This is a genomic window from uncultured Shewanella sp., from assembly GCF_947495455.1.
Taxonomy (GTDB): domain Bacteria; phylum Pseudomonadota; class Gammaproteobacteria; order Enterobacterales; family Shewanellaceae; genus Shewanella.
In genome coordinates, this window is sequence record NZ_CANLZC010000001.1 from 62,898 (window position 1) to 81,121 (window position 18,224).

At 50.1% G+C, this 18,224-nt stretch carries 25 protein-coding genes; all 25 read left to right on the plus strand.

Annotated elements, in window-relative coordinates; translation table 11 throughout:
• The first annotated feature begins 135 nt into the window (after positions 1 to 135).
• The 25 genes from Q0791_RS00405 to Q0791_RS00525 all read left to right on the plus strand — a co-directional run bounded on the left by Q0791_RS00405 (position 136) and on the right by Q0791_RS00525 (position 18,184).
• Positions 136 to 681: a lysozyme gene (locus tag Q0791_RS00405; RefSeq protein WP_299001752.1), complete on the plus strand. Its 546-nt coding sequence runs from the start codon at positions 136 to 138 to the stop codon at positions 679 to 681.
• Entirely contained in the window at positions 665 to 928 is a 264-nt protein-coding gene (locus tag Q0791_RS00410) for a hypothetical protein (RefSeq protein ID WP_299001753.1), read from the plus strand. Before Q0791_RS00405 ends, Q0791_RS00410 begins: the two co-directional genes overlap by 17 nt.
• Positions 922 to 1,473, plus strand: coding sequence for a hypothetical protein (locus Q0791_RS00415; RefSeq protein WP_299001754.1), 552 nt, complete (start codon positions 922 to 924; stop codon positions 1,471 to 1,473). Before Q0791_RS00410 ends, Q0791_RS00415 begins: the two co-directional genes overlap by 7 nt.
• Positions 1,474 to 1,512: 39 nt before the next feature.
• Positions 1,513 to 1,887 (plus strand): DUF2730 family protein, encoded by a 375-nt coding sequence (locus Q0791_RS00420; RefSeq protein WP_299001755.1) that lies wholly within the window; start codon positions 1,513 to 1,515, stop codon positions 1,885 to 1,887.
• The gene (locus Q0791_RS00425; RefSeq protein ID WP_299001756.1) at positions 1,865 to 2,158 is read left to right on the plus strand and encodes an ArsR family transcriptional regulator; all 294 of its coding nucleotides are present in this window, start codon (positions 1,865 to 1,867) and stop codon (positions 2,156 to 2,158) included. The genes Q0791_RS00420 and Q0791_RS00425 overlap by 23 nt, the downstream gene beginning before the upstream one ends.
• 48 nt (positions 2,159 to 2,206) lie before the next feature.
• The gene (locus tag Q0791_RS00430; RefSeq protein WP_299001758.1) at positions 2,207 to 2,329 is read left to right on the plus strand and encodes a hypothetical protein; all 123 of its coding nucleotides are present in this window, start codon (positions 2,207 to 2,209) and stop codon (positions 2,327 to 2,329) included.
• 27 nt (positions 2,330 to 2,356) lie between these two features.
• On the plus strand, positions 2,357 to 2,668 hold the full coding sequence (locus tag Q0791_RS00435) for a hypothetical protein (protein ID WP_299001760.1): 312 nt from the start codon (positions 2,357 to 2,359) through the stop codon (positions 2,666 to 2,668).
• A gap of 43 nt (positions 2,669 to 2,711) precedes the next feature.
• Positions 2,712 to 3,239, plus strand: coding sequence for a DUF3486 family protein (locus tag Q0791_RS00440; RefSeq protein WP_366942479.1), 528 nt, complete (start codon positions 2,712 to 2,714; stop codon positions 3,237 to 3,239).
• A gap of 47 nt (positions 3,240 to 3,286) precedes the next feature.
• Positions 3,287 to 3,640 carry a hypothetical protein gene (locus tag Q0791_RS00445; protein ID WP_299001764.1) on the plus strand — a complete coding sequence of 118 codons (354 nt, stop codon included), beginning with the start codon at positions 3,287 to 3,289 and terminating at the stop codon, positions 3,638 to 3,640.
• Entirely contained in the window at positions 3,633 to 5,258 is a 1,626-nt protein-coding gene (locus Q0791_RS00450) for a terminase family protein (protein ID WP_299001766.1), read from the plus strand. Before Q0791_RS00445 ends, Q0791_RS00450 begins: the two co-directional genes overlap by 8 nt.
• A gap of 12 nt (positions 5,259 to 5,270) precedes the next feature.
• Entirely contained in the window at positions 5,271 to 6,932 is a 1,662-nt protein-coding gene (locus tag Q0791_RS00455; RefSeq protein WP_299001768.1) for a DUF935 domain-containing protein, read from the plus strand.
• The gene (locus tag Q0791_RS00460) at positions 6,929 to 7,252 is read left to right on the plus strand and encodes a hypothetical protein (protein WP_299001770.1); all 324 of its coding nucleotides are present in this window, start codon (positions 6,929 to 6,931) and stop codon (positions 7,250 to 7,252) included. The genes Q0791_RS00455 and Q0791_RS00460 overlap by 4 nt, the downstream gene beginning before the upstream one ends.
• Positions 7,242 to 8,702, plus strand: a complete 1,461-nt coding sequence (locus Q0791_RS00465) for a phage minor head protein (RefSeq protein ID WP_299001772.1) — start codon at positions 7,242 to 7,244, stop codon at positions 8,700 to 8,702. The genes Q0791_RS00460 and Q0791_RS00465 overlap by 11 nt, the downstream gene beginning before the upstream one ends.
• A 3-nt stretch (positions 8,703 to 8,705) precedes the next feature.
• Positions 8,706 to 8,933 carry a hypothetical protein gene (locus tag Q0791_RS00470; protein WP_299001774.1) on the plus strand — a complete coding sequence of 76 codons (228 nt, stop codon included), beginning with the start codon at positions 8,706 to 8,708 and terminating at the stop codon, positions 8,931 to 8,933.
• Positions 8,933 to 9,373 carry a phage virion morphogenesis protein gene (locus Q0791_RS00475; RefSeq protein ID WP_299001776.1) on the plus strand — a complete coding sequence of 147 codons (441 nt, stop codon included), beginning with the start codon at positions 8,933 to 8,935 and terminating at the stop codon, positions 9,371 to 9,373. Before Q0791_RS00470 ends, Q0791_RS00475 begins: the two co-directional genes overlap by 1 nt.
• Positions 9,374 to 9,689: 316 nt before the next feature.
• A complete protein-coding gene (locus Q0791_RS00480; RefSeq protein WP_299001778.1) occupies positions 9,690 to 10,886 on the plus strand; it encodes a phage protease in 1,197 nt (398 codons plus the stop codon).
• Positions 10,886 to 11,806 (plus strand): Mu-like prophage major head subunit gpT family protein, encoded by a 921-nt coding sequence (locus tag Q0791_RS00485; protein ID WP_299001780.1) that lies wholly within the window; start codon positions 10,886 to 10,888, stop codon positions 11,804 to 11,806. The genes Q0791_RS00480 and Q0791_RS00485 overlap by 1 nt, the downstream gene beginning before the upstream one ends.
• A 64-nt stretch (positions 11,807 to 11,870) precedes the next feature.
• Entirely contained in the window at positions 11,871 to 12,380 is a 510-nt protein-coding gene (locus Q0791_RS00490) for an HI1506-related protein (protein WP_299001782.1), read from the plus strand.
• Positions 12,381 to 12,803 (plus strand): phage protein Gp36 family protein, encoded by a 423-nt coding sequence (locus Q0791_RS00495; protein WP_299001784.1) that lies wholly within the window; start codon positions 12,381 to 12,383, stop codon positions 12,801 to 12,803.
• Positions 12,803 to 13,246, plus strand: coding sequence for a hypothetical protein (locus Q0791_RS00500; RefSeq protein WP_299001786.1), 444 nt, complete (start codon positions 12,803 to 12,805; stop codon positions 13,244 to 13,246). Before Q0791_RS00495 ends, Q0791_RS00500 begins: the two co-directional genes overlap by 1 nt.
• A gap of 12 nt (positions 13,247 to 13,258) precedes the next feature.
• Positions 13,259 to 14,161, plus strand: coding sequence for a phage tail tube protein (locus Q0791_RS00505; protein ID WP_299001788.1), 903 nt, complete (start codon positions 13,259 to 13,261; stop codon positions 14,159 to 14,161).
• An 83-nt stretch (positions 14,162 to 14,244) separates the two neighbouring features.
• Positions 14,245 to 14,679, plus strand: a complete 435-nt coding sequence (locus Q0791_RS00510) for a hypothetical protein (protein ID WP_299001790.1) — start codon at positions 14,245 to 14,247, stop codon at positions 14,677 to 14,679.
• A gap of 5 nt (positions 14,680 to 14,684) precedes the next feature.
• Positions 14,685 to 15,032 (plus strand): hypothetical protein, encoded by a 348-nt coding sequence (locus Q0791_RS00515; protein WP_299001791.1) that lies wholly within the window; start codon positions 14,685 to 14,687, stop codon positions 15,030 to 15,032.
• Positions 15,033 to 15,073: 41 nt separating this feature from the next.
• Positions 15,074 to 17,986 carry a tape measure protein gene (locus Q0791_RS00520; protein ID WP_299001792.1) on the plus strand — a complete coding sequence of 971 codons (2,913 nt, stop codon included), beginning with the start codon at positions 15,074 to 15,076 and terminating at the stop codon, positions 17,984 to 17,986.
• A 12-nt stretch (positions 17,987 to 17,998) separates the two neighbouring features.
• Positions 17,999 to 18,184 carry a hypothetical protein gene (locus Q0791_RS00525; RefSeq protein ID WP_299001794.1) on the plus strand — a complete coding sequence of 62 codons (186 nt, stop codon included), beginning with the start codon at positions 17,999 to 18,001 and terminating at the stop codon, positions 18,182 to 18,184.
• The last annotated feature ends 40 nt before the right edge of the window (positions 18,185 to 18,224 follow it).

Genomic DNA, 18,224 nt, shown 5'->3' on the forward strand with positions numbered 1-18,224 from the left:
GCTTTGACGCGCCAGCGTCATTTTCTCCCAACCTTGAGTGCTGTTTTCAAGGTTGGGAGTCCCGAAACCTTTCCTATCCATACCCTCTGCTTATTTTTGCATCATAGACTCAGCATTCCACATTTGAGTCATTATATGCATTACGACGAGCAACGCTACGCCCAGCAGTCCCCCTACACGCCTACTATTCCGTCACTAATAAACGTTGCGTGCGAGTTTATCGCCGCCGAAGAGGGCTTTCGTGATACCCCCTATCACTGCTCTGAGGGCTATCCAACCATTGGCTATGGTCAGCGCATCGGCAAGAAAAACCAGTCCTTAACTAACTTTAAATTCACTCTGCCTGAGCCTGCCGCTCGGGCATGGCTTAAACACGGCATTATCCAGCGCCTCAATGAGTTAGATAGTTATTCCAGCCTTGCTGCTGTATTCATGGAGCAAAATATCCCTCGCCAAGTTGTGCTGTTATCTATGGCCTATCAGTTAGGCGTCAAAGGCTTGAGTTTGTTTAAAAATATGCTTGCATCCCTCAGCATTGGCGATTATGTGATGGCCGCCGAGCATGCACTTGATAGCCGCTGGGCCAAGCAAACCCCTGAGCGCGCACAGCACCACGCGCACATTTTGCAGACTGGCAAGCTTGACGGTACAGGAGGAGTGATGGATGGCCAGAAAAATTAAAAGCCGCGTTTATCGTCAATGCATGAAAGACGGACGCCTCGCACGTATTCAGGCTGAATTGACGCGTCTTACTAGGTTAAGAGCGGCTAATCTCGCCCCCTTAGCCGAGCTGATCAAATGTCCGTTACCACCAAGCTTATACAGCCATCACGCCACGAGGCAAAGCTTTTTTAACAAGGGATGGCACGCCGTCACCTTAGTTGACATTTTAACCGCCGAAAAGATAACAGGAGATCAAGCATGCTAACACTCGCCGCCCTTGCCACCACCCTCATTCAATCTGGCCCCGGGCTTATACGGAGTATCGGTGGCCTGTTTGATGATAACACCGCTGCTGTGGCCAACAACGTGGCCGAGCTGACCGAGCGCGTCACCAAAACAAATCACCCACAAATGGAGCTAGAGCAGGCGCTCAAGACCATGCCCAGTGAAAACCTGCTCAAGCTGCAAAATATCGCTAACGAACTGGAGGTGCAACAGGCACGCATTGAAGCGGATGTACAGGCACGGCAATTGCAATCGAGCGAGATTTTGCACCAACAAACCCAAGCAACCGTGCAAAATGGCGATAACGCCAGCGGCGAATATGTGCGGCAAACGCGGCCCAAAATGGCCCGCTTTAGCGGTTACAGCGGCGCGCTGTACATCATTATCACCGAATTGTGCGCGGTGCTGGATAAAAGTGACGGGGCAAGCTGGGAGCTGGCCAGCATATTATTGACTCCGCTATTAACTTACATGGGCCTGCGCACAGCCGACGCCTTTAGCCGATTTAAAGGGCCACGTCTATGAATCAGTTGTTCCCATTCAATCGGGTTCACGGAGAGCAATATGAGGCGATTCATGGATGAAGTCAGTCTGTTTGTTAATAACCATTTTAAATTATTGTCAGCCCTTGCGGCGCTGACGTTCGCAGGCTTTGTGGCTTGGCTCACAGTCAATTTTTCCACTCGTAAAGAGCATAAGGCGCTAACCATTAAGGTTGATGCGCTTAGTGAAAAATTTACTCGTATTGAAAAGGATATAGAGCATTTACCCAGCATTGACGATGTGCGCCGACTCGACAATACCATCAGCGCGCTCGCGGCCACGGTCGCTGAGTCGCAAAAAGGCATTGAAACCAGTATTTCACGCCTTGAACGCAAAACCGATCTGTTATTAGAAAATGAGTTAAGAGGAAGTAATGGCAATACAACAAATTCTTAGTGAGCACCAACGCTTAGTCGTTCTGCGCTTGTTACACGAGGTGCCGGGCTTTGATTTAAATGAGTCCATCTTGCAAGACTCTCTCAATGTTTATGGGCTAGATGTGAGCCGCGATGCATTGCGTACACAACTGGCTTGGTTAGCCGAGCAAGGTTTGCTCAGTCTAAAGCAAGTGGGTAATACCCAAGTCGCCAAACTCAGTGCTCGTGGCCAAGATGTGGCCGAAGGGCGGGCACATGTGCCGGGCATTAAACGCCCCAGCGCCATTTAGAAGTAGACAGTAGAAGTAGATAGTAGAAGTAAGCAATAGGAGCAAGTAATGATGTTTGATAACCCGTTGTTATTACTCAATGTACTGCGCATGTTTGAGCAAGAGGCCAGAGGCTTGGAGAGTGTCACTATCACGCGCTTAGTGCCCAACAGTGATGAACGCCAGCACTAATGAATAGGTTAAATACTAGGACGGCATATGGCCATTAAAAAACAACCCCCTCACAATCATACTCGCCGTAATCGAAAACGATTAACCCAAGGTGAAAAAGACGGTATCAGGCTCATCGCTGACATGTTTGTGCTGGATAAATTGCATAAAGGCATATGGGAAAAGGATGCCGAGTTATCGTCCCATACCAAAGGGTTACGGCGTCAGATGATGAAAGAGTGCCCCCGTGTGTTTACCGCCCATCAAGAGCTGCAAGCACAGATCCAAGAGATTTATCAAGAGTGGCTGGATTGGTTGAAACAAGAAGGGCAGGAGAAACACAGTGACCGAAAACACTAATACTGTTAGCTCAACAAGAGGTCGCCGCTCAAAGGTGGACTTGTTGCCTGATGATATCCGTCGTCGCTTGGATGCAGGCCTGCGGGACGGCTCTATTCTGCAAGTGGACTTGCTCGATGAGATTAACGGCCTCATTAGTGCGGCGGGACTCGATGACAGTCAAAAGCTCAGCCGCGCTGGCCTTAATCGCTACGCCAGCAAAATGGAGGCAGTAGGCAAAAGCCTGCGAGAAATGCGGGAAATCACGCAGGTTTGGACGGCCGAATTAGGCGACAAACCCACAGGGGAAGTGACCAAGCTCATACTGGAAATGGCACGCAGCCAGCTGTTTAAAGCCCTGCTTAATCAAGATGATAACGGCGAGGCCGCCGATGTGGGCATGATTAAAGATGCCATGCTGGCGGTGCAGCGCCTTGAATCTGCTGCCATGGCCAGCCACAAACGGGAAAAAGACATTCGTAGCGCCTTTGCCGAAGAAGCGGCCAAAACCGCTGAAAAAGTGGCGAAAACTCAGGGGCTGACCGCCAAAGCCGTGGCCGAATTGAAAAGTGAAATTTTAGGCATCGTCTAACCCCTTTAAACCCAAAACCCGTTAACTCAATTGATAAGGAGTGTGTGATGCAATGGATGCAATGGTTACCTCAGTGGATTAAAACGCCCTATTTTAAGCTGATCGACGAGTTAGTGGCCCTGCCCAATGTACGGCGCTATTACAGAATAAGCCGCCTTGCTTGTGGCATGAGTTGGTATCTTGTGCTGCTTAGCCTGTTTGCCCCGTCAATGACTTATACCTTTATTGCCATGAGTGTTTTTCTGCTTTTAGTGGCGTCTTGTGTGCTATTGGGCCAAGCCGTCAAGTTGCTTGATGACATGATTATCAGTGAACCCGAACAGCTCAACACTATGCTGGCTGAACATATGTTAATAGCCCAAACCGATAAAGGAATAAATAAAGGTGCCTTCCATGAATGACGTTGTTATTGGTCAAACCAAAACCCCCATTGAGTCAGCCAATGAACTCAGTGTATTTAACTCAAAAGAGGTGCTGCTGGGTTATCAAAAGCGCTGGATTGCGGATGATTCTCAGCTCAAAATTGCCGAAAAGTCTCGCCGCACGGGCTTGACCTGGGCCGAGGCCGCTGATGCTGTGCTGTGTGCCAGTGCCGCCCGTGGCCAAGGCGGTTGCAATCATTTTTATGTGGGCTCACAAAAAGAGATGGCGCGGGAGTTTATCGACGCCGCTGCCATGTGGGCCAAGATTTTTAATAAGGCCGCAGGCGAAATTGAAGAAAGTGTTTTTGTTGATGATGGCCAAGATGGCAAAGAAATTCTCATCTTTACCATTCACTTTGCATCGGGCTATAAAATTCAAGCCCTCAGCTCTAATCCTTCGAATCTGCGAGGCATGCAAGGCAATGTCACTATCGACGAGGCGGCGTTTCACGAAAAGTTGCCAGAAGTGCTTAAGGCGGCGTTAGCGCTGACCATGTGGGGCGCTAAGGTGCGCCTCATTAGTACTCACAATGGCATCGAGAATGTCTTTAATGAGCTGATTAATGATAGCCGCGCGGGTAAAAAAGACTATAGCGTGCACCGTATTACACTCGATGATGCCTGCGCCGAGGGCCTGTATCAACGTATTTGTCAAATACGGGGCATCCAGTGGAGCCAAGGGGCTGAGGATGACTGGAAGGCCGGGCTACTTAAAGCCACTCATTCCAAAGAGGACGCTCAAGAAGAGTATTATTGTGTGCCCAAGTCTGGCGGTGGGGCATATTTAAACCGCGCGCTCATTGAGTCCTGCATGCAACCTGTGCCCATTGTTCGCCTTAAAAAAGACGCCGCCTTTGGCCATTGGCCCGAGCACTTACGTTTCGATGAAATAGCCGATTGGTGCAACGAGCACTTAGCTCCAGTGTTAGACAGTTTAAACCCTGATTTAGCTCACTGCCTTGGTGAAGATTTTGCACGTACCGGGGATTTAACAGTATTTGATATCGGGGAAATAGCCAGCGACTTGCATGTTAAAACCAAGCTGCAAGTGGAATTGAAAAACATGCCCTTTAGGCAGCAAGAGCAGATTTTATTTTTTATTTGTGATCGCTTGCCGCGCTTTCGCGGTGCGGCGCTGGATGCCAGAGGCAATGGCTCATCCTTAGCAGAATATGCCAAAGACAGGTACGGTAGCGAGATAATCGAATGCGTCATGCTCACCGAGAGCTTTTACCGCGAACAAATGCCGCGCTTTAAGAGTCACTTTGAGGACGGTCTTATTACTGTGCCTCGTGATGACGACACTATGCAAGACCTGCGAGCGCTTGAGATTAATCAACGGGGTACGCCCCGTCTAAGTGACGGTAAAACAGGGGAGAAGAAAGAGCGCCATGGCGATGCGGCTATCAGTTTATTTTTAATGATCTATGCTGCCAGTTTTGACGGCGGCCCCATCGAGTTTACTGCCATTCCACTAAATCAACATTACGGTCATCATCACGGTCAACATCGTCATCATGGCGATTCCAACGCCAAAGTGTGTGACGATGAACAAGATGACGCACAAGATTTCAGTCATCACCAAGGCTGCTGGTAAAAGGATAAGACAATGCAAGAACGAGTGAATAAAGATAAGCAAATAGTGGATCGATTCGGTCGCCCCTTTGAGAGGCAAGCCGCTAGCGAGTATCAAACCGATGATGTGCGCTTGGTGGGCCTTAAACGCACCTTTAGCGAGCATCCGTCGAGTGGATTAACGCCTGCACGGGCGGCGGAAATTCTGCTGGCGGCTGAGCAAGGGGACTTAATTGCCCAGTGTGAGCTGGCGGAAGATTTAGAAGAAAAAGACGGCCACTTATATGCAGAGTTAGACAAGCGCAAGCGGGCGCTATTAGGTGTCGATCATTTTTTAAAACCGCCGCGCAATGCCAGCGCCGCAGAAATAAAAGACACCGAATACTTAAGCGAAATGCTATTTGATACCGACTTTTTACCCACCTTAATTAAAAACATGGCCGATGCCATGTTAAAAGGCTTTAGCCTGCATGAATTAACATGGAGCCGGAAAGGCCGCGAGTGGTTTGTTAATGTGCCTGAGTATCGGGATCCCGCTTGGTTTATGACACACCCCGAGCGCCGCAATGAGTTGCGCCTGCGCGATGGTGGTTATGAAGGGGCAGAGCTGCAAGCGTTCGGCTGGATCAACCATGTGCATGCGGCCAAGTCTGGCTATGTGGGCCGCGCAGGTTTAATCCGTCAATTAGTGTGGCCCTTTATCTTTAAAAATTACAGTGTGCGCGACTTAGCCGAGTTTTTAGAGATTTATGGCCTGCCGCTTAGGATTGGCCAATACCCCAGCGGGGCCACAAATAATGAAAAACGGGCGCTACTGCAAGCCGTGACCAGCATTGGCCATAACGCTGGAGGGATCATGCCAAAAGGCATGGTGATGGACTTTCACGCCGCAGCTAATGGCCATGCCGATCCCTTTGATTTGATGATCCAATGGGGCGAAAAAACCATGTCCAAAGTGATTCTGGGCGGCACGCTCACGAGTCAGGCGGACGGGAAAAGCTCCACCAATGCACTGGGCAATGTGCACAATGAGGTGCGAGAAGAGCTGCGCAATAGCGACTTAGCCCAGCTCGCCGAAACCTTAAGCCGTGATTTGGTTTACCCTCTGTATGCCCTCAATTGCAAGAGTCACACCAGCCCGCGCCGTGCTCCTCGATTTGTGTTTGACACTCAGGACGGGGAAGATCTCACTAAACTGGCCGCGCCGCTGAAAACCTTTGTCAGCTTAGGCATGCAAGTACCCCAAAAATGGCTACACGATAAAACCCGCATTCCTGAGCCAAGCGAAGGGGAAGCCGTTTTGCAGCTTAGCGCAACGACGCAGCCAAGCGAGAGCAACAAGCCTATTAATAAAACCGATAGCGAGGACAAGGCAGCCCTAGTGGCTCTCGCGGCTAATAGCAAAGCGCCAAGCGTAATTCAATCCCAAAATCAGGCCGAGAGCGAGCTGGACATTGCCGATGTGTTCGCCATTCAGCTTAAACATGTGATGTCACCTGTGATTAACCATTATATCGAGCAGATCCAACAGATAGTGGATAGCGCGGATAGCCTCGAAGCCATTGCCAGTGCGCTGCAAACATTAGACCTTCCCTTAGATGATGCCAGTGAGGTGATGCGCATGGCCTTTGTGGCGGCAGAGCTGGCGGGTCGTAACGCGGTGGAGGAAGAGGCGGCAGTGGAGGAAGACGCATGACTTATTTTGAACTCATTATCGCGGTGGTGATCTTGTTGCTGTTATATGGCTGCGCTTATTATATGGGCCGTTACTTGACTGCATTAGTGATTGATTGCTATTGGGTATACCGTTATCCCTGCATTGGCTTTGGGGTCATACACCAACCGTCTCATAAATCGCAATTAGGAATTTTGGCGTTTATCCATCGCCCTCAAAAAGTGGCGGTGTTTAATTGTCGAGGGGGCCTAGTATATGGCTACACCTTTATAGCCAAACGGGCGGCGAAAAAGGCAGAGGCTAATAAGGCCGAACAAGCCGAGGTGTTCCATGGTGGTTAACTACGGCAGTTTACCTTTTAAAGAGGCTATCGCCTTTTTTCGCGCTAAGCTCAATGTGCCTAGCGAACGTTGGAATGACATTTGGCAAACGGGGCATAACCAGAGCTTTATGGTGGCGGGCGCGCTAAAAGATCACTTACTCAATGATTTTCGTCGCGCGGTGGATAATGCTATTGCTGAAGGGCGCAGCTTAACCTGGTTTAAACGGGAGTTTAACCAGATTGTGGCTCAGCATGGCTGGCAGCATACAGGTAGCAGCGACTGGCGTGCCAGTGTGATCTATGACACTAATGTGCGCCAAAGCTATAACGCGGGCCGCTATGAGCAGTTGCAGTCTTTCGATTATTGGGAATACCAGCACGGCGATAGCCGCTACCCTAGAGAAATGCACCTCAAATGGCACGGCACCCTATTGCCCAAAGAGCATTCATGGTGGCAAACCCACATGCCGCAAAATGGTTGGGGTTGTAAATGCCGTGTGCGTGGCCGTAGTGGTCAGGCGCTGGCCAGAGCAGGCAAAGCCGTGACTAAGCCGCCGAAAGATGGCGTTTATGACTGGACAGACAAGGCCACAGGCGAAACCCATCAAATCCCTAAAGGCATAGATCCGGGCTTTGACTATGCCCCCAGTAAAAGGGAGAACCTGATTAAGCAAACGGCCTTAAGCCAGCAAGCGGCTAAGCCTTTTACGCCCCCTGAGCGGGTTGTGCCATCGGCTTACTCCACCATTAAGGGGGTGAATGTTCATGGCTTAAATCAAAGTCTTGATGCATTAGCGAGCACAGACAGCGCTGCTCAAGTGGCATTATTAGGGCAGTTTTTAGCAAAGCAGCAAACTAAAACCTTATTCGTCAAACAGGCGGAAATGGGTAGAGGCAAGAAGGCAAATCACATTGTCCAAGATGTGGCGGATTATTTAGATTTATCTGCCTATGAGGCTAGAGGACGCTATTACACGCGTAATGCGAGCCGAGTCAATGGGTTTACGGCCAAGCTCTGGGATCATGTGGTGGTTAAAGCCAAAGCCAATGTGCAATTAGCCAGTATGGATATGCAAGCGGTTAAGCAAGCGGCAGACAAGGTAGTGCTTGCCGCCATGAATAACGATGGCCCCAGACGTTTTTATGTGCGCGGTAAGACTACCGATCCCATTCACCGTTATTGGAGCGTGAGCGCTGCCACTGAGCAAATCAGTGAGGCGGCGAGAGTGTTAACCACTTGGCTTCATGAAATAGGCCATCAAGTGCATTTTAAAGCAGAGCAGCCCGATTTAATGGCTCACGGCAGCGTCAGCCAATATGGCTTTGCCAATCACAAAGAGCATTTCGCCGAATGGTTTACCGCCTATATGCTGGCTCCAATGCAAGTAAAAAATTACAATGAAACCCTCTATACTTTAATAGAGCAAACGCTAAAACAGGCCATTGCTCATCAAGCGACAGGACAATAGACCATGACCGAAGATCAGAGCCAAGATCAAACTCGATTAGAGCAGGCATTTGAATTATTACAGCAGCCCATCACCCTTGAAGTGTTGGCGCAATATCATGAGTTAGCAAAAGTGAAAACCGATCCCGATCACGGCGAAATAAACGAATTACACGAAGCTTTCTTTTTGTCTGCCTCCGACAATATGACTGCCTCAGAGTTTAATGAGGCCCAAGAAAAAGGCTTGCTCTAATGGCAGGTGCCCACATAGACATCACCGCCAGAGGCCAGATCAAAGTCGCCAAGGCGCTCAATAAGCTACTCAAGCAAGGGCAAAACCTTAATCCCGTACTGGGGGACATTGCCGAGTATTTGCTGGAAAGCACGCAGGGACGCTTTATCGATCAACAAGCCCCCGACGGTAAGCCTTGGCAGCCCTTAAGCCCCGACAGCCTGCTGACGAAAAAACGCGCCGATCGCATTTTAACTGAGTCCGGCACACTGGCCGATACCTTAAATTATCAATTAGCTGCCACTCACTTTCGCTTGGGCAGCCCGCTTGAATACGCTGCCACCCATCAACTGGGGCGCGATGAGGCCAATATCGTAGCGCGGCCATTTTTAGGGCTGGCCCCGTTCGAGCGGGTTGAGATCATGGGCATGCTCAATCAGCATTTAAGCAAGGTATTATAAAAGTGTGAATAAAACGCATTTTAAGCCGTGACTGAGCCTAAATCATGCAATGGTATACCTTAATCGCCGTTCGTGGCATACAGAGCGATTTAAACAGGGTTTAAACACTATTGCATGGTTTGACCCTGACCCTCTTTTCACTTATTTTGATCATGCTGTTTCACTTAGGTTAGTTTTTTGCTCTTGACGCGCTAGCGTCCTTCTCCCGATCACGAAACGCTTTTACTCGTGAACGGGAGTCCTGAAATGTTTCATATCCATTCACCACCATTTTTTTTGCACCATAGCCATATGTTCTCTTCATTGCCCTGTGTCTATGTTTCAACTTGCCGCCCTCACCAGTAGTCTGACCTTTGCCCTTAAGCCCACCGATGACGGCTATATTCAAGCCTTGCCGGATGGTTATTTTAATGCTGTGGATGGCCGCCCTCGTGATGTGGCCTCTGGCAAATGGTTAATGGATGCCACCGCCTTTGCGGCCATGCAAGCCAATACGCCTCACCAAGCCGGGGACTTGGTGATTGATTATGAGCACCAAACTTTACATATAGAAAAGAACGGCCAACCCGCCCCCGCCGCAGGTTTTTTTAACATCAAAGATATTCAGTATCGCGAGGGGCAAGGGCTGTTTATTAAGCCGGATTTTAACGACAAGGCACAGGCTCATCTCACAGCTCGAGAATACAAATATTTTTCCTTGGTGTTTGGTTATGACACCGACACGGGCCGCCCGCAATACATTCATAGCGGCGCGCTCACTAACCGCCCCGGTGTCGATGGCATGTTGCCCCTTGCCAGCCTTAGCGCGGAAATTATTGCTGACATAGGCGCGCATATGTCGAGTACATCGAACACTCAATCTAATACCGAATCTAATAACCCCCCTCAAAAAGGAGATATTCCCGTGAATGAAACCCTAAAAAAGCTACTCATGAAACTGGGCATAGACATAGGCGATCCCAATGCTGCCCTGACCGATGAGCAGGCCACCGCCGCCCTCAGTGCATTGGACAGCTTAGTGACGCAAGCAGCTGAGCTGGAGCCACTGAAAACCCAAGTGGCGGCGCTAACGGCACAAACTCAAGCGGCTCAAAATCAAGCCGCACAAGCTCAAACCTCAGGCGCTCAAACAGTGGATTTAACTCAGTATGTGCCTATTGCTACTTTTAATGCCTTGCGTGAAAAGCTGGTGAGCCTCAGCGCCGAAAATGGCCAACTCACTATCGAGCAAGCGGTTAAAGATGCGCTGGATGCGGGCAAAGTGCTGGCCTGTGAAGAGGACTATTTACTCGCCATGGGCAAGCAGCAAGGCATGGCAGCGTTAAGCGCTCATCTGGATAGTCGCCAGCCCATAGCGGCGCTTACTACCAAGCAGACCACAACCGTGACCCCGCCTGCGCTGTCCAGCGGAGATATGCAAGGGGCGGCCCTATCCAGCGAAGAGTTGCAAATGGCGGACGCCTGGGGCATGTCACACGACGAATTTAAAGCAGCGAAAAAGGATGACAAATAATGGCCATTATTAATGCAGCAAGTTTGCAAGCTCTGCGCACTATGGTGCGCAGGGAGTTTCAAAACGCCTTAGTGAATACTGAGCCTAGCTATAAAAAAATAGCCACTGTGGTGCCGTCCAATACTAAATCCAATACTTATGGCTGGCTGGGCAGTATGCCGTCCTTTCGAGAATGGATTGGCGATAGGGTGATCAACTCCATTAAAGAGCACGGTTACAGCATCACTAACCGCACGTTCGAAAACACTATCGGCATTAATCGCGATGATGTGGAAGATGATACCTTAGGCATTTATGCGCCTATGGTGCAGGCACTGGCCCAAGAAGGGCAAGAGTTCCCTAACGAGCTGGTATATGAACTGCTCGCCAATGGGTTTACGACAGCCTGTTATGATAGGCAAAACTTCTTTGATACGGATCACCCCGTCAATAGCAAGCATGACGGCACAGGCACAGACAGCTCTGTCTCTAACGTGTTAGTGGATGATGCTTACACGGGTAAGCCTTGGTATTTGATGGACACCACCCGTCCACTTAAGCCGCTGATTTTTCAAGAGCGGCGCAAGCTGGATCTCAATACCCTGTTTAATCCCACGGATCCTGCAACCTGGGTTAAAAACGAGTTTCAGTTTGGCGCAGATTTGCGTTGTGAATCCGGCTTTGGCTTTTGGCAGCTGGCATTTGCAGGCAAGATTGAACTGAATGCCACTAATGTGTGGGCAGCCAATTCTGCCATGAAAGCCTTTACTCGCGATGGGGGCAAAAAGCTGAAAGTCAAGCCGAATTTATTAGTTGTATCTACGGATGACGAAAAGCAAGCCACGAAATTGCTCACCCGTGACTTTATCGATGAAAACGGCACTACAGTGAATAACGAGCTTAAGGGCAAGTTTGAGTTGCTTGTTGTGCCTGAGCTGTAACGGAATGAGCAAGCATTTAACCAATCACGAATGAGCAAGTTATGCAGAGTATGGAGAGAAACACATGGATACTAATACCAGTGCTGATAGCAGTGCTAATACCTGTACTAATAAGAGTACTAAGATCCTTAATCTGGCTCACACAGGTTATCGGCGAGCGGGCATTGCCTTTACCAAAGGTGAGAATGCATTGCCTAAGTTGGATAAAGCCCAGCTGGCGCAAATTGAGGCAGATCCTCGCCTCAAGCTACTGTCAAAAGCTGGGGTGTCGGCCCTTGCCGATGACAGCCAAGCGCAGAGCGGGGCCTTGGACGCTGGTGCAAGTGCAGCCCCGTTAACGCCAGCTGAAAGTACCAATGAGCAAGATGACAATGCTCAAGATGACAGTGCGCAGGTGTTTTCGGCCATTGCCTCACTGAGTCTTGACAATAAAGATCACTTCACTGTTAGCGGCAAGCCGCAGGCGGCGGAGCTTGAAAAGCGCTTAAATCGCAGTGTTAGCGCCAGCGAACGTGACGCCATGTGGCAAGCCTATCAAGACAATCAGGCTCAAACAGAAGTCAAGGACGCTTAAATGATGTATGCCAGTGCTGAGCAAATGACAGCCCGCTTTGGTGAGCAAGAATTAATCGAACTCACAGATAAAGACGGGCAGGCGGGTGAGCTAGTGCAGGCGGTACTTGAGGGGGCGCTCAGTGATGCCAGCGCCACTATCGACGGCTATCTGGCGGGGCGTTATGCCCTGCCGCTGGCCTCAATCCCTCAAGTACTTGTGCCTATTTGTTGTGATCTTGCCCGTTATCAGCTCTATGACGAACAAGCCAGCGAGCAGGTGAGCAATCGCCATAAGCATGCCATGCGCTTTTTGGAGCTGCTGGCCGTGGGTAAGGTGAGCCTAGGCGTAAGCGATGATGGCGAAGTGCAGGCCGATGACTTGCCCGAGATCACCAGCGCGGGCAGCGTGTTTGCTCGCGATAAATCAACAGGTTTTCTCTAATGATAGCCTCCATTATTAGCCGCCTAAGTGATGCCAGCTTGGATGTGACAGGCAGCCCCCTTTGGTTATCCGTTGAGGGCTTGCTGGATTTATCAGAGTTAGATGATAAGTCAAATAAGCGCTTTCCTAAGTTGTATGTCATTGAACTGACGGAGCAGGCCAAGCCCGATGTGCGCGGCTCAGGCCCTGCGCTGCAAAGTGTGCAAGCGGAAATCGGCGTGATCTGTTTAATGTCAAAACGCAACGGGGCTTGCCCCAGTTTAACGCCAATGAGGCAGGCCGTGCGCTCGCGCTTGTTTGGCTTTGTGCCGCAATCTGACAGTGATAGCGATGACTATGAGCCGCTGTGGCTCAATGGTGGCGGATTACTGAAAATCAACGCGGGCCATGTGGCATGGCTGGATAAATTCATGACCGAATATACTGCGCAAGCAGCGCAATAAAAGGAGAGAGACATGCGTAAATTTAGAAAAAAAGCGCTGGTGTTTGCCAAAGAGACCCAATACGGCATGGATGCCATCGACGCGGGGGAAACCGCAACCAGCGTATTAGGGCGTGAGATGAAAATTACGCCCTTGGCGGGGGAAAATACAGCCCTAGATTACGATAACGGCTTATTAGGCAATAGCGCCGAAATTGCCACCGAGACCTATGTGACGTTGGAATTTGGCCTCGACTGGGCGGGCAGTGGTGAGGCCACCACCCATGCCCCCTATGATCATTTACTCAATGCCTGTTTGCGTCAAAGCAGCACAGGGGCAGGGCAAATTGAGCGCAATATTCATGATGATAGCAGTGACAGCGTGACCTTTTATTTTTACTTAGATGGCGCTTTGCATGCATTAACGGGCGCGCGGGGTAACGTGAAAGTGGAGGCAAAAGCGAAATCTTTTCCCACCATCAGCTTTACCTTTACGGGCTTGTTTGTGGCCATCACGGCAGCGGCCATTCCGGCCACTAACTTTGCCGCCTGGCAAACACCGCTTAAAGTCGGCGCGGCTAATACGGCGTGTATGCTGGATGGCCGTGCAGTCAAGCTCATTAGCTTTGAGTATGACCAAGGCAATGAAGTGCAATACATAGAATATGTGGGCCATGAGGAAGTGATTATTTCTGATTATGCCCCTAGCGGTAAAATCGTGCTGGAAGCGGCGAGCCTCACTGATTTTGACCCCTTTGCGGCCAATACGAAAATCCTTGAGTTTGAGCTGACCCATGGCGTGGCGGGCAATACCATTAGTTTTAGTTGCAATGAACTGCAATTGGGCCGCGCCGAATATGGCGATCAAGACGGCATTGTAACCTACGAAATTCCTATTCGCCCCATCGGCAATAGCGATTTGCTTATTACAAAATAGCCTGTACGAAATAGCCCGATTTAAATGCCAGTTAAACCGAATTTAAACGTGTTTTAACCCCCTTTATTAAGAGTTTTAAGATTATGAGCCAAACCACTAATACCACCACTACTCATTCAGCCCCTAATACCGCCCACGGGAACACCAACCACGGGAACACCACCCACGGGAACACAAGTAGGCCCGCCTTTATTTTTACGCCAGAGCGCCATGTTAAGCAGTGGCCCGCCGTGATTAAAATTGCCAGTGATGGCGGGCAGGTGATTGAACATGAAATTTTTCTTGACTTAGTGCTACTGCCCAATGATGAATACATCAAAACCATGCAGCAAGGCGATGCAGCTGTGTTTGACCGCATTATGACAGGTTTTAGCGGCATTCAAGCCGCCGATGGCTCGCCCCTAACTGATACGCCTGATAACCGCGCCGCCTTGTATCAGCACGTGCCCTTCACTGAGGCTCTAGTCACAGCCTATCGCCAAGCCAACAGCGGCGAGGCGGCAAGAAAAAACTCATAGAGGGGGTGCGCGCCCTTCATGACGTGCAGCACGCTAGGCTCAATCCCCAAGAGCAGCAGGCCATGGATGATGAGATGCGCCTTTTGAATATCACCCCCGATGTACCGGCTAAACATGATCCCATTGAATTTTGGGCAGAGCATGAAACGGCCCTTATCTGGTGGCTACAAGTGCAAGATCTCATGCGTTACAGCCACAATCAAATAACGATTTGTGAAGGCTTAGACCTAGTGGCCGTGCAAGCGGATGTGGCCATGTCGGGCCGACAGGTTGACTCAACAGATTATCAAAAGCTGCGCCTTATCGGCCATACCGTCACAGGCCTCATTAATGAACAGTTAATGAAAAGCTAATGTACCAGCCTTGAGCACTAACTAAAAGTTAAGGAAACGCCATGAGTGATTTACAGATAGCCCTAACCCTCACCGCCGATGGCCGTCAATTAATCTCCACGGTCAACGGCAGTGAAAAGGCGGTGGCTAAGCTGAATACTAAGCTGAACGCCACAAGCGCCAGTGGCAGCAATGCCAGCCAAGGGCTATCCCGAGTTGAGCGCCAAAGTAACCAAACAGGCCTGTCACTCAAACGCCTTGGGGTGTATGCAGGGAGCGCTTTTGCGGGCTTATCTGCTATTAATTTGAGTCAAAAAATGGTGAGGGATTTAGCCAGTTTTCAGGATTTACGCACTCGATTGACTCAGTTATCAGGCTCTGCAAGTGCCTATGCCGACAATCAAAAGTATTTAATTGAACTCGCAAGGGAACACAACAAGGAATTGACTGTATTAGGTAATAGCTATGCATCAATGCTGAATATGCAAGATGCAGGACTGGTGACGCAGAAGCAAGCGCGGCAAATCACTGAGGGCATGAGCAACGCCCAATCGTCAGTCGGGGCTAGTAGCGTGCAGTTGAGCCAAGCCATGTATGGCCTGTCTCAAGCGCTGGCCTCCCCCATAGTGCGGGCCGAAGAGCTTAATCAGTTAGTTGAGCCACTGCCGGGCTTGCTCAATAAAATGGGTGAAGTGGCAGGACTGGATCCACTTACGGGGGGCTTTAGAAAAATGGTGCTTGAGGGTAAAGTCACCAGTGCGTTTCTGCGTACCACCTTAATTGAGGCATTAAAAGAATATGACGGCGCAGCGGCGGCCACGGCGAATAATATCAGTGCCAAAATCAGAGCCGTACAGCTTAGCTATGATGAAATGCTGATCGCCTTTGAAAAACCTATCAATACGGGGGCGGGTGGCGCATTGACCAGCTTGAGCGACAGCATTCGATGGGTCACTAACAATGCTGAGCTACTAACCCAATTAGTGGGTGTGGGCCTTGTGATGGCCCTCACTCGCGCCACTCAAGCGGCGGTCACCCATACCGCGAGTCTCATCACAAAAGCTAATGCCGAACGGGCCGCGCAGGCTGCCGCCATGACCACAGCCCAAGCCGAATTACAGAGAGCGACCATACAGCGGGGCGCAGTGCTCACATCGGGCCAAGCTGTGGTGGCCGAGCAGCGCTTAGTGGCGGCGCGAAATGCCGTTACCGCTGCCACGGCCCGCACCACCTTAGCCACGCGTGCGCTTAATCGCACTATGTCATTAGCTGGAGGGCCTGCGGGGTTATTACTCATGGGCGCGGCGGCATTAGGTTCATTAGCGCTCAGTGCACGGGATGCTAAAGCTGATATTGCGGGGTTAGATGATGAAGTGGACTCACTCTTAGGCCGCACCGAGAAAATCGCCAGCCGTAAACTGGATAATGTGATTGAGCAGCAAATGGCAAAAATAGACAAGCTTGAGGATCAAAAGGAAGAGGCACTGAGTCAAACCTATCAGCCGACGCGATTTACGTCTATTTACCAAGCCGAGTTTAACGCCATCACCGCCTTAAGTGAGCAACAAGGCGAGGCGGCCAAAGCCCAGCTCAAAGAAATCAATGAGGTTAATGCTAAGTTAAAACAAGCCAATGACGATTTAGCCGCGCTAAAAGCCAAGCAAGCAGAGACTCAAACAAAAACGAGCCAAACTCAAGTTAGCGTAATCAATAATGAGCAAAAAACCTTACTTGAAAGCCTGACCAAACAAAAAGCCCTTTTCGGTGATGTGAGCGAAGCGGCCAAAGTGCGTTATGAAATTGAGCACGGTAAATTAAAAGATTTAGATCCTGTGGTCAATGCCAAAATTTTGCAAACTGCCAAAGAGATAGACGCCACAAAAAGAGCCGCTGATGCCAGTAAAACCGCCGCCGATGCAATTCAAGATCAACAAGACAGCATTTTGCAATTGCTCTCTGCCATCGATCCTGTGACCACAGCGGCTAACGAATTAGCCGATAAAGAGAAGTTATTAAAAACTTATTTTGAGCAGGCCAATGTGCCATTAGAGAAGCGCCGCGAACTTTTGGCCGCATTAAAGGATGAATATGCAATAGAGAGTGATTATGAACGGCTCAGTAATGAATTAAGTCCGACCCGCGCCGAAAATCAAAAACACCAAGACAATATGGCGATTTTGAATAATGAATTAGCCATAACGCCAGAGGATGATCTGGCCAAACGCATGGAGATTCACCAGCGGATCGAAGATGAAGCCCTGCGTCACAGTGATGCGATCCGTGAAATCAACGGCGAGTTGACGCTGGATTATAAAGAGATGTGGACGACCACTTTCCAGCAATTTAGCGCGGGCGTGGGCAGCGCCACTGCCGATGCCATGTTTGAGGCTAAGAGCCTCAGTGATGGGGTTCAGCAAGCGGCTAAAGGGGCGGCTAAGGCTGTGGTGAAAATGCTGGTGGAATACGGGGTGCAAAAGCTGGCAGCGGCAGCACTAGACAGAGGCATAATGCAAACCAATGCGGCGGTGGCCCAAAGCACAGCAGCGACCACAGGGGCCTCTATGGCGGCGTCCATGGCCCCCGCGGCGGCCACCTCATCTATCGCGTCTTTTGGTACTGCGGCTATCGTGGGCATGGCGGCCATGGTGGCGGGCATGGCGCTATTACCTTCTATTATTGGCCAGTTTCATGGCGGCGGCACTATCCCCAGAGAAGGCACGTATTTACTGGACGGCGGCGAGACCATATACACGCGTAAGCAGCACGCCGTGATGATGAACGCCATGCAAGCCAGCAGCCGAGGTGGCGGCGCTCGCGGCATGAACATGCAGCAACAAAACACCATCGTAGTGAATAATCAAAGTGAGGCGGAGAGCCTAGAAGATGTATTGCCGCAACTGGTGGCCATGACTAAGGCGGCGGTCATTGAAGATCTCAACAATCGCGGCGACGTGTGGCAGGCCCAAAAGGGCTAATAAGAAGTAAAGATGAAAAATGAAAAAGATCGCACCGTTCCCAGTGACGGCACTTATTTGTTGAAAGGTGGCGAACGTATTTATACTTGTGACGAAATAAGGAAAGATCGGCAACAAGAAAAGACAGTGACAATTAATAGGCAAGATAAGACTGATAACGTGAAAAATATATTGTCTTGTTCTTTATTCGGCGCGTGAGCGCCATTTTCTCCCCACCTTGAGTGCTGTTTTCAAGGTG

Excerpts from the sequence above, each read along its gene's own strand:
- Q0791_RS00405 (WP_299001752.1), top strand. The coding sequence starts at position 136 with ATGCATTACGACGAGCAACGCTACGCCCAGCAGTCCCCCTACACGCCT.
- Q0791_RS00410 (WP_299001753.1), top strand. The coding sequence starts at position 665 with ATGGCCAGAAAAATTAAAAGCCGCGTTTATCGTCAATGCATGAAAGAC.
- Q0791_RS00415 (WP_299001754.1), top strand. The coding sequence starts at position 922 with ATGCTAACACTCGCCGCCCTTGCCACCACCCTCATTCAATCTGGCCCC.
- Q0791_RS00420 (WP_299001755.1), top strand. The coding sequence starts at position 1,513 with ATGAGGCGATTCATGGATGAAGTCAGTCTGTTTGTTAATAACCATTTT.
- Q0791_RS00425 (WP_299001756.1), top strand. The coding sequence starts at position 1,865 with ATGGCAATACAACAAATTCTTAGTGAGCACCAACGCTTAGTCGTTCTG.
- Q0791_RS00430 (WP_299001758.1), top strand. The coding sequence starts at position 2,207 with ATGATGTTTGATAACCCGTTGTTATTACTCAATGTACTGCGCATGTTT.
- Q0791_RS00435 (WP_299001760.1), top strand. The coding sequence starts at position 2,357 with ATGGCCATTAAAAAACAACCCCCTCACAATCATACTCGCCGTAATCGA.
- Q0791_RS00445 (WP_299001764.1), top strand. The coding sequence starts at position 3,287 with ATGCAATGGATGCAATGGTTACCTCAGTGGATTAAAACGCCCTATTTT.
- Q0791_RS00450 (WP_299001766.1), top strand. The coding sequence starts at position 3,633 with ATGAATGACGTTGTTATTGGTCAAACCAAAACCCCCATTGAGTCAGCC.
- Q0791_RS00455 (WP_299001768.1), top strand. The coding sequence starts at position 5,271 with ATGCAAGAACGAGTGAATAAAGATAAGCAAATAGTGGATCGATTCGGT.
- Q0791_RS00460 (WP_299001770.1), top strand. The coding sequence starts at position 6,929 with ATGACTTATTTTGAACTCATTATCGCGGTGGTGATCTTGTTGCTGTTA.
- Q0791_RS00465 (WP_299001772.1), top strand. The coding sequence starts at position 7,242 with ATGGTGGTTAACTACGGCAGTTTACCTTTTAAAGAGGCTATCGCCTTT.
- Q0791_RS00470 (WP_299001774.1), top strand. The coding sequence starts at position 8,706 with ATGACCGAAGATCAGAGCCAAGATCAAACTCGATTAGAGCAGGCATTT.
- Q0791_RS00475 (WP_299001776.1), top strand. The coding sequence starts at position 8,933 with ATGGCAGGTGCCCACATAGACATCACCGCCAGAGGCCAGATCAAAGTC.
- Q0791_RS00480 (WP_299001778.1), top strand. The coding sequence starts at position 9,690 with ATGTTTCAACTTGCCGCCCTCACCAGTAGTCTGACCTTTGCCCTTAAG.
- Q0791_RS00485 (WP_299001780.1), top strand. The coding sequence starts at position 10,886 with ATGGCCATTATTAATGCAGCAAGTTTGCAAGCTCTGCGCACTATGGTG.
- Q0791_RS00490 (WP_299001782.1), top strand. The coding sequence starts at position 11,871 with ATGGATACTAATACCAGTGCTGATAGCAGTGCTAATACCTGTACTAAT.
- Q0791_RS00495 (WP_299001784.1), top strand. The coding sequence starts at position 12,381 with ATGATGTATGCCAGTGCTGAGCAAATGACAGCCCGCTTTGGTGAGCAA.
- Q0791_RS00500 (WP_299001786.1), top strand. The coding sequence starts at position 12,803 with ATGATAGCCTCCATTATTAGCCGCCTAAGTGATGCCAGCTTGGATGTG.
- Q0791_RS00505 (WP_299001788.1), top strand. The coding sequence starts at position 13,259 with ATGCGTAAATTTAGAAAAAAAGCGCTGGTGTTTGCCAAAGAGACCCAA.
- Q0791_RS00510 (WP_299001790.1), top strand. The coding sequence starts at position 14,245 with ATGAGCCAAACCACTAATACCACCACTACTCATTCAGCCCCTAATACC.
- Q0791_RS00520 (WP_299001792.1), top strand. The coding sequence starts at position 15,074 with ATGAGTGATTTACAGATAGCCCTAACCCTCACCGCCGATGGCCGTCAA.
- Q0791_RS00525 (WP_299001794.1), top strand. The coding sequence starts at position 17,999 with ATGAAAAATGAAAAAGATCGCACCGTTCCCAGTGACGGCACTTATTTG.